Annotated in this window: 7 protein-coding genes and 1 tRNA gene; 6 read left to right on the top strand and 2 right to left on the bottom strand. The window is 69.6% G+C overall.

The annotated features are described in order from the left end of the window. The first annotated feature begins 282 nt into the window (after nucleotides 1-282). The gene (locus AC067N_RS22390; protein WP_478680615.1) at nucleotides 283-1,338 is read left to right on the top strand and encodes a UDP-N-acetylmuramate dehydrogenase; all 1,056 of its coding nucleotides are present in this window, start codon (nucleotides 283-285) and stop codon (nucleotides 1,336-1,338) included. On the opposite strand, the gene AC067N_RS22385 is transcribed toward AC067N_RS22390, so the two are convergent. Further along, the gene (locus AC067N_RS22385; RefSeq protein WP_478680614.1) at nucleotides 1,335-2,423 is read right to left on the bottom strand and encodes an adenosine deaminase; all 1,089 of its coding nucleotides are present in this window, start codon (nucleotides 2,421-2,423) and stop codon (nucleotides 1,335-1,337) included. The two genes, AC067N_RS22390 and AC067N_RS22385, sit on opposite strands and share 4 nt — an antisense overlap. A gap of 151 nt (nucleotides 2,424-2,574) precedes the next feature. Further along, on the bottom strand, nucleotides 2,575-3,801 hold the full coding sequence (locus tag AC067N_RS22380; protein ID WP_478680613.1) for a pyridoxal phosphate-dependent aminotransferase: 1,227 nt from the start codon (nucleotides 3,799-3,801) through the stop codon (nucleotides 2,575-2,577). Between the two features lie 251 nt (nucleotides 3,802-4,052). Here AC067N_RS22380 and AC067N_RS22375 point away from each other — a divergent pair. From AC067N_RS22375 to rplA, 5 genes are all read left to right on the top strand, one after another. Continuing rightward, nucleotides 4,053-4,125 (top strand) — tRNA-Trp (locus AC067N_RS22375). 118 nt (nucleotides 4,126-4,243) lie between these two features. Continuing rightward, nucleotides 4,244-4,531 (top strand): preprotein translocase subunit SecE, encoded by a 288-nt coding sequence (gene secE / locus AC067N_RS22370; RefSeq protein WP_033528314.1) that lies wholly within the window; start codon nucleotides 4,244-4,246, stop codon nucleotides 4,529-4,531. Nucleotides 4,532-4,607: 76 nt separating this feature from the next. Beyond that, the gene (nusG, locus tag AC067N_RS22365; RefSeq protein WP_478680612.1) at nucleotides 4,608-5,465 is read left to right on the top strand and encodes a transcription termination/antitermination protein NusG; all 858 of its coding nucleotides are present in this window, start codon (nucleotides 4,608-4,610) and stop codon (nucleotides 5,463-5,465) included. 158 nt (nucleotides 5,466-5,623) lie between these two features. Continuing rightward, complete coding sequence (rplK, locus tag AC067N_RS22360) at nucleotides 5,624-6,058, top strand: 50S ribosomal protein L11 (protein ID WP_037858373.1); 435 nt, start codon at nucleotides 5,624-5,626, stop codon at nucleotides 6,056-6,058. A gap of 103 nt (nucleotides 6,059-6,161) precedes the next feature. Continuing rightward, nucleotides 6,162-6,887, top strand: a complete 726-nt coding sequence (gene rplA, locus AC067N_RS22355; protein ID WP_478680611.1) for a 50S ribosomal protein L1 — start codon at nucleotides 6,162-6,164, stop codon at nucleotides 6,885-6,887. Nucleotides 6,888-7,155: the final 268 nt, after the last annotated feature.

Here is a 7,155-nt window from a genome sequence, read left to right as displayed (position 1 = left end):
TTGGGGGTTTTGGGGGGTGGGGGGGGGGGTCCCCCCCCGCGGGGTTGGGGGGCAGCACTCGCCCAATTGTGCGTACACCTTTCCCGCGCGGTGCCGCGCCCCCCCCCCCCCCGGCGCACCCCCGACCCACCCCGCACCCCCAGGCGAACGCGAACCCCCACCCACCCCCAGCGGCCGCCGCAGGCATCCCCCACCCCACGCAGCCCGCCGCAGCCACCGTCACCCCCCAACCGCAGGCACCCCCGACCCCGCACCCCCCGTCGCCCTCGTACTCTTGAGCCCGTGCAGGAACGACACGACGCCCCCCTCGCCCCGCTGACCACCTTCCGCCTGGGCGGCCCCGCGACCCGGCTGTTGACCGCGACCACCGACGCCGAGGTGATCGACGCGGTGCGGGAGGCCGACGCCGCCGGGACGCCGTTGCTCGTGATCGGCGGCGGGTCGAACCTGGTGATCGGCGACAAGGGCTTCGCGGGGACCGCACTGCGCATCGCCACGCGCGGCTTCGAGCTCAGCGGCACCCAGCTGGAACTCGCGGCCGGTGAAGTGTGGACCGACGCAGTGGCCCGGACCGTCGAGGCGGGCCTCGCGGGCGTCGAATGCCTCGCCGGCATCCCCGGTTCGGCCGGGGCGACCCCGATCCAGAACGTGGGGGCGTACGGCCAGGAGGTCTCCTCCACGATCACCGAGGTGATCGCCTACGACCGCCGCGCCGGCGAGACGGTCGCCCTCACCAACACCGACTGCGCCTTCTCCTACCGCCACAGCCGCTTCAAGGCCGACCCGGAGCGCTACGTCGTCCTGCGCGTCCGCTTCGAACTGGAGGACGCGAACGGACTGTCGACACCCCTGAAGTACGCCGAGACGGCCCGCGCCCTCGGCGTCGAGGCCGGCGACCGCGTGCCGCTCTCCGACGCCCGCGACACCGTGCTCAAACTGCGCGCCGGCAAGGGCATGGTGCTGGACCCCGAGGACCACGACACCTGGTCGGCGGGATCCTTCTTCACGAACCCGATCCTCACCGACGCCGACTTCGCCGTCTTCCACGCGCGTGTGAAGGAGCGCCTGGGCGCCGACGTCGAGCCGCCCGCCTACCCGGCGGGCGCCGGACACACCAAGACATCCGCCGCCTGGCTGATCGACAAGGCCGGCTTCACCAAGGGTTACGGCACCGGCCCCGCCCGCATCTCCACCAAGCACACACTCGCTCTCACCAACCGCGGCGAGGCGACCACCGAGGATCTGCTGGCACTGGCCCGCGAGGTCGTCGCCGGAGTCCACGAGGCCTTCGGCATCACCCTGGTCAACGAGCCGGTGACCATCGGGGTCAGCCTCTAGACCGGCTGCTGGATCGGCTGGACCGGCTGGACCGGCTGGACCGGTTGCCGGACCGGCTGCGCCACCCAGTCGTCCACTCCCGCCAGCAGCTTCGCCTTCACGTCCTCCGGGGCCGCGGAACCCCGTACCGACTGACGCGCCAACTCCGCCAGCTCCTCGTCCGTGAAGCCGTGGTGGCGCCTGGCGATGTCGTACTGGGCGGCCAACCGGGAGCCGAACAGAAGGGGGTCGTCGGCGCCGAGGGCCAGCGGGACACCCGCGTCGAAGAGGGTGCGCAGAGGGACGTCCTCCGGCTTCTCGTAGACCCCCAGGGCCACGTTCGACGCCGGGCACACCTCGCAGGTGATGCCCCGCTCCGCCAACCGCCTCAGCACGCGCGGGTCCTCCGCGGCCCGCACCCCGTGACCGATGCGCTGCGCGTGCAGGTCGTCCAGACAGTCGCGCACCGAGGACGGCCCGGTCAGCTCGCCGCCGTGCGGCGCGGACAGCAGGCCGCCGTCCCGCGCGATCGCGAAGGCACGGTCGAAGTCCCTCGCCATGCCCCGGCGCTCGTCGTTGGAGAGCCCGAAACCGACCACACCACGGTCGGCGTAGCGGACGGCGAGCCGCGCCAGGGTGCGGGCGTCCAGCGGGTGCTTCATACGGTTCGCGGCCACCAGCACCCGCATACCGAGGCCCGTTTCCCGCGACGCCGTCTCGACCGCGTCCAGGATGATCTCCAGTGCGGGGATCAGCCCGCCCAGCCGAGGGGCGTACGACGTCGGGTCCACCTGGATCTCCAGCCAGCCCGAGCCGTCCCTGACGTCCTCCTCGGCGGCCTCCCGGACCAGCCGCTGGATGTCCTCCGGCTCCCGCAGACACGAGCGCGCCGCGTCGTACAACCGCTGGAAGCGGAACCATCCACGCTCGTCCGTGGCCCGCAGCCGCGGCGGCTCCCCGCTGGTCAGCGCCTCACTCAGCGCGTCGGGCAGCCGTACCCCGTACTTGTCGGCCAGTTCCAGAACCGTCCCCGGGCGCATCGACCCGGTGAAGTGCAGGTGCAGATGGGCCTTCGGCAGTTCAGAGAGATCACGTACACGCTCCATCGCCCGATCCTGCCGCACGCCGCCGCCGTCCCGGTAGCGGAATCCCTGAACGTGGTCTTGCTCGCACACATGACTCGCACCGATGAAGGGGGGCGGGCACCTCCCGAGTCAGGAAGGTGCCCGCCCCCCGGGGCGGCCCGGCGGCGGAACGTCAGTCCGTCGCCTCGGCCAGCAGCTTCTGGATCCGCGACACGCCCTCGACGAGGTCCTCGTCACCCAGCGCGTACGACAGCCGCAGGTACCCCGGCGTGCCGAAGGCCTCGCCCGGCACGACCGCCACCTCGGCCTCCTCCAGGATCAGCGCGGCCAGCTCGACCGTGTTCCGCGGCCGCTTGCCCCGGATCTCCTTGCCGATCAGCGCCTTCACCGACGGGTAGGCGTAGAACGCGCCCTCGGGCTCCGGGCAGAGGACGCCGTCGATCTCGTTGAGCATCCGCACGATGGTCTTGCGGCGCCGGTCGAAGGCCTCCCGCATCGTCGCCACGGCGTCCAGGTCGCCGGAGACGGCGGCGAGGGCGGCCGCCTGGGCGACGTTGGACACGTTGGAGGTGGCGTGCGACTGGAGGTTGGTCGCGGCCTTCACCACGTCCTTCGGGCCGATGATCCACCCGACGCGCCAGCCGGTCATCGCGTACGTCTTGGCGACGCCGTTGACCACGATGCACTTGTCGCGCAGCTCGGGCAGGAGCGCGGGCAGCGAGGTGAACGTCGCGTCCCCGTAGACGAGGTGCTCGTAGATCTCGTCCGTCATCACCCACAGGCCGTGCTCGACGGCCCAGCGGCCGATCGCCTCGGCGTCCTCGGCGCTGTAGACCGCGCCGGTCGGGTTGGAGGGGGAGACGAAGAGGACGACCTTCGTCTTCTCGGTGCGCGCGGCCTCCAGCTGCTCGACGGAGACGCGGTACCCGGTGGTCTCGTCGGCGACCACCTCGACGGGGACACCGCCTGCCAGACGGATCGACTCCGGGTACGTCGTCCAGTACGGCGCCGGGACGATCACCTCGTCGCCCGGGTCGAGGATCGCGGCGAACGCCTCGTAGATGGCCTGCTTGCCGCCGTTGGTGACGAGGATCTGCGCCGGGTCGACCTCGTAGCCCGAGTCGCGCAGCGTCTTGGCGGCGATCGCGGCCTTCAGCTCGGGCAGACCACCGGCCGGCGTGTAGCGGTGGTACTTCGGGTTCTTGCAGGCCTCGACCGCCGCCTCGACGATGTAGTCGGGGGTCGGGAAGTCGGGCTCACCGGCGCCGAAGCCGATCACCGGACGTCCGGCGGCCTTGAGGGCCTTGGCCTTGGCGTCGACGGCGAGGGTCGCGGACTCGGAGATCGCGCCGATGCGGGCGGAGACCCGGCGCTCGGTGGGAGGGATTGCAGCGCTCATGGGGCCCATCGTTCCAGACCGGAAACGAGCCCGGCACGCGGGTTTCACAGACTGAACAGCACAGGAACAACCGTCCGTATCCGGACGCGACGACCGTCGATCTTCGCCGGGCAACGCCCCTGCGGACGCCTTCTGTTCGACGACGGGCCCCGGACCACGTACACTCTCACCTCGTTGGCCTTCGGCGGCCGCGCCCGGCAGGTGCACACCGAGCACCCGGTCGGATGCGGTACGTTGGGGGAGAACCACAAAGGGTCGTAGCTCAATTGGTAGAGCACTGGTCTCCAAAACCAGCGGTTGGGGGTTCAAGTCCCTCCGGCCCTGCTACACACTCCTCACGCCAGGATGATGTGTGCGCATGTACGTACAGAAATGTTCCGCCGTGCGGCTCAGACCGGGCGCGGCACGGCCATGGACCCGGACCGGAATCAGGTGAGGATGAATGACGGACGCCGTGGGCTCCATCGACACGCCTGATGCCCAGGACGAGGTGCCCGAGGACAAGAAGAAGACCCGTAAGGGCGGCAAGCGCGCCAAGAAGGGCCCGCTGAAGCGCCTCGCGCTCTTCTACCGCCAGATCGTCGCGGAGCTGCGGAAGGTCGTCTGGCCCACCCGCTCCCAGCTGACGACCTACACCACCGTGGTCATCGTCTTCGTCGTCATCATGATCGGTCTGGTGACTGTGATTGACTTCGGACTCGACAAGGCCGCCAAGTACGTCTTCGGCTGAGCCGATCGCGAAGGGCGCCGTGCCAGGCGCCCCTTTCGCGTGTTCCACCCCTTGTATCCAGGAAGAAGCAGCCACAGTGTCTGACCCGAACCTGAACGACGCCATCGAGCCGGACCAGTCCGTGGATGATGAGCTCGACATCGTCGAGGGAGCGGACGAGGTCGACGAGTTCGAGGCTGCGGAAGCCGAGGCGGGGGAGCCGGCCGAGGAAGAGGCCGTGCACGTCGTGGACGACGAGGCAGAGGCCGCCGAAGACGAGACCGCCGAAGACGAGGCCGAGGCCGAGCCCGTCGAAGAGGAAGCAGAGGCCGAGCCGGTCGACCCGGTCGAGGCCCTCCGCGAGGAACTGCGGACCCTGCCCGGCGAGTGGTACGTCATCCACACCTACGCCGGTTACGAGAACCGCGTGAAGACCAACCTGGAGCAGCGCGCCGTCTCGCTGAACGTCGAGGACTACATCTTCCAGGCCGAGGTGCCGCAGGAGGAGGTCGTCCAGATCAAGAACGGCGACCGCAAGACCATCCGTCAGAACAAGCTCCCCGGCTACGTCCTGGTGCGCATGGACCTGACGAACGAGTCCTGGGGCGTCGTCCGCAACACCCCCGGCGTCACCGGCTTCGTGGGCAACGCCTACGACCCGTACCCGCTGACCCTGGACGAGATCGTCAAGATGCTGGCGCCGGAGGCCGAGGAGAAGGCCGCCCGCGAGGCCGCCGAGGCCGAGGGCAAGCCCGCTCCGCAGCGCAAGGTCGAGGTCCAGGTGCTGGACTTCGAGGTCGGCGACTCGGTCACCGTCACCGACGGCCCCTTCGCCACGCTGCAGGCGACGATCAACGAGATCAACGCCGACTCCAAGAAGGTCAAGGGCCTGGTGGAGATCTTCGGCCGCGAGACCCCGGTCGAGCTTTCCTTCGACCAGATCCAGAAGAACTGACAGAGCTCGAAAGCAGCAGGTCAGGTCGGGTCCTCGTGGGCCCTCCTGACCTGCTCGTTTTTGGCCGCGCATCCATACCCGTTATCGTTGTGCGGTATGCCTTCATCTGGCCGCGAACCGGATGAGGGCGCACTCGAATCGAAAGGACCCGGAGAGCTATGCCTCCCAAGAAGAAGAAGGTCACGGGGCTCATCAAGCTCCAGATCAACGCCGGCGCGGCGAACCCGGCTCCGCCGGTCGGCCCCGCGCTCGGTCAGCACGGCGTCAACATCATGGAGTTCTGCAAGGCCTACAACGCGGCGACCGAGTCGCAGCGTGGCTGGGTGATCCCGGTGGAGATCACGGTCTACGAAGACCGCTCCTTCACCTTCGTCACGAAGACCCCGCCGGCCGCGAAGATGATCCTCAAGGCCGCTGGTGTCGAGAAGGGCTCCGGCGAGCCGCACAAGACCAAGGTCGCCAAGATCACCGAGGCGCAGGTCCGCGAGATCGCCCAGACCAAGCTGCCCGACCTGAACGCCAACGACCTGGACGCCGCGTCGAAGATCATCGCCGGCACCGCCCGTTCCATGGGCATCACGGTCGAGGGCTGACCTCAGCCCGCGGCACCTTCGTAGAACCATGCGGCCTCGGCCGCACGTGGCAGGGCCTGCTCGGCCCGTACCACGACTCCTTTCAGAACACACAGGAGCAGTTGTGAGCAAGCGCAGCAAGGCTCTCCGCGCTGCGGACGCCAAGGTCGACCGGGAGAAGCTGTACGCCCCGCTCGAGGCCGTCCGTCTCGCCAAGGAGACCTCCACGACCAAGTTCGACGGCACCGTCGAGGTCGCCTTCCGTCTGGGTGTCGACCCTCGTAAGGCCGACCAGATGGTCCGTGGCACCGTGAACCTCCCGCACGGCACCGGTAAGACCGCCCGGGTCCTGGTCTTCGCGACCGGTGACCGTGCCGAGGCCGCTCGTGCCGCGGGCGCCGACATCGTCGGCGCCGACGAGCTCATCGACGAGGTGTCGAAGGGCCGTCTGGACTTCGACGCCGTCGTCGCCACCCCGGACCTCATGGGCAAGGTCGGCCGCCTCGGCCGCGTGCTCGGTCCCCGTGGTCTGATGCCGAACCCCAAGACCGGCACCGTGACCCCGGACACCGCCAAGGCTGTCACCGAGATCAAGGGTGGCAAGATCGAGTTCCGCGTCGACAAGCACTCGAACCTGCACTTCATCATCGGCAAGACGTCCTTCGAGGACGACAAGCTGGTGGAGAACTACGCGGCGGCCCTGGAAGAGATCACGCGTCTCAAGCCGTCCGCCGCCAAGGGTCGCTACATCAAGAAGGCCGCCATCAGCACCACGATGGGCCCCGGCATCCCGATCGACCCGAACCGCACCCGCAACCTCCTCGTCGAGGAGGACCCGGCCGCCGTCTGAGCCCACCGCTCACCCGGCAGCCGCGTCGCGCACGCGTAGCACGGACGAGCCCCGCACCTTCCGAGGTGCGGGGCTCGTCCCGTTCCGGCAACCGTCTCGACGGAGAGCCGGCCCGCGAGCGTACGGGGCGCCTTCTCCGCCCTACGGGCGGGCAGAGCCGCACCCGTGTGCCGCCCGGGCGACGGTCGGCCACCGGAAACCGCTCAGTACCCCGCCGGCCCCCTGAAACCCGGGGACAGCCGGGATCGCGCCGCGCTAATGTCCCCTC

The sequence above is a fragment of the Streptomyces sp. NPDC042364 genome, assembly GCF_056437585.1.
The sequence above is the reverse complement of the archived record's forward strand: the minus strand, read 5'-3'. Positions and strand labels throughout refer to the sequence as shown.

Bases quoted from the DNA above. Each gene is read 5' to 3' on its own strand.
- AC067N_RS22385 (WP_478680614.1), bottom strand. From the start codon at position 2,423: ATGGAGCGTGTACGTGATCTCTCTGAACTGCCGAAGGCCCATCTGCAC.
- AC067N_RS22380 (WP_478680613.1), bottom strand. From the start codon at position 3,801: ATGAGCGCTGCAATCCCTCCCACCGAGCGCCGGGTCTCCGCCCGCATC.
- secE (WP_033528314.1), top strand. From the start codon at position 4,244: ATGACGGACGCCGTGGGCTCCATCGACACGCCTGATGCCCAGGACGAG.
- rplK (WP_037858373.1), top strand. From the start codon at position 5,624: ATGCCTCCCAAGAAGAAGAAGGTCACGGGGCTCATCAAGCTCCAGATC.